The sequence below is a fragment of the Pseudomonas sp. AGC41 genome (genome assembly GCF_057334555.1).
In genome coordinates this window covers 193,245-194,427 of the sequence record NZ_JBHFJB010000081.1, presented here as the reverse complement: position 1 = coordinate 194,427, position 1,183 = coordinate 193,245, and the positions used below count along the sequence as shown (strand labels likewise).

2 protein-coding genes are annotated in these 1,183 nt (G+C 60.6%); one reads left to right on the top strand and one right to left on the bottom strand.

All coding sequences use genetic code 11. The annotated features are described in order from the left end of the window. Window positions 1–97 precede the first annotated feature (97 nt). A complete protein-coding gene (locus ACE04F_RS14655) occupies window positions 98–607 on the bottom strand; it encodes a DUF1993 domain-containing protein (protein WP_305500064.1) in 510 nt (169 codons plus the stop codon). A gap of 130 nt (window positions 608–737) precedes the next feature. On the opposite strand from ACE04F_RS14655, the gene ACE04F_RS14650 reads away from it, so the two are divergent. Then, window positions 738–1,183: YceH family protein (locus ACE04F_RS14650; RefSeq protein WP_486107753.1), on the top strand; the 446-nt coding region annotated here is incomplete at its 3' end.

Below are 1,183 nucleotides of genomic sequence, written 5' to 3'. Positions count from 1 at the left end.
CCCCCGAAGCGGCGCAACAGGCGCCGATGCCTGACAGGCAGCCACAAAAAAGCCCGGAACGGCTCGCACCGTCCCGGGCTTTTTCATGCTTGAGGGTTTAGAACGCGCCCATGTAATCACGCTTGCCTACTTCGACGCCGTTGTGACGCAGCAGTGCGTAAGTGGTGGTGACATGGAAGAAGAACTGCGGCAGGCCGTAGGTCAGCAGGTAGGTTTGACCGCTGAAGCGTTTTTCCTTCGGAGTGCCCGGACGGGTGACGATTTCGATACCTTCCTTGCCATCGATCTGCTCGGGACTGATGCCGTCGATGAAAGCCAGCACCTTGGCGATCAGCGCTTGCAGCTCAGCGAAGGTGGTCTCGCTGTCGTCGTATTTCGGCACTTCGATCTCGGCCAGGCGCGCGGACACGCCCTTGGCGAAGTCGACGGCGATCTGCACCTGACGCACCAGCGGGAACATGTCCGGGAATAGGCGTGCTTGCAGCAAAGCGTTCGGATCGATGTTTTTCGCGGTGGCGTGGGCTTCGGCCTTGTTCAGCACATCGCTCAGGGCGTTGAGCATCTGTTTGAAAACCGGGACAGAGGCGGCGTACAGGGAAATGGTCATGGCGATCTCATGCGGGTGGTAGAAGAAAACAAATCAAACGTGGGCGATTATAGCCACGGCTTGTTGCGCGCCTTGTCTTTTATTACGCAAGGATTAGGCTAGGCGGCTTCCACGGCATAGGGAACGCGCAATGAGCATCGAAGAACAAAGCCAGGCCGAAGAACCACGGCTCAACAGCACGGAAATCCGCATCCTCGGCGCCTTGATCGAAAAACAGGCCACCAACCCCGAGACCTACCCCCTCACCCTCAACGCGCTAGTGCTGGCCTGCAACCAGAAGACCAGTCGCGAACCGGTGACCAACCTCAATCCGGGCCAGGTCGGCCAGAGCCTGCGGGCCCTGGAAGGCCGCGGTTTTACCCGGCTGGTCATGGGCAGCCGCGCCGACCGCTGGGAACACCGGGTCGACAAGGCGCTGGAGCTGGTGCCGGCCCAGGTGATCCTGATGGGATTGCTGTTCCTGCGCGGCCCACAGACCGTCAATGAACTGCTGACCCGCAGCGGCCGCATGCATGATTTCGAAGACACCGAGCAGGTCGTGCATCAGCTTGAGCGCCTGATCGCCCGAGGCCTGGC

Coding starts and splice junctions, on each gene's coding strand:
- ACE04F_RS14655 (WP_305500064.1), bottom strand. CDS start 607: ATGACCATTTCCCTGTACGCCGCCTCTGTCCCGGTTTTCAAACAGATG.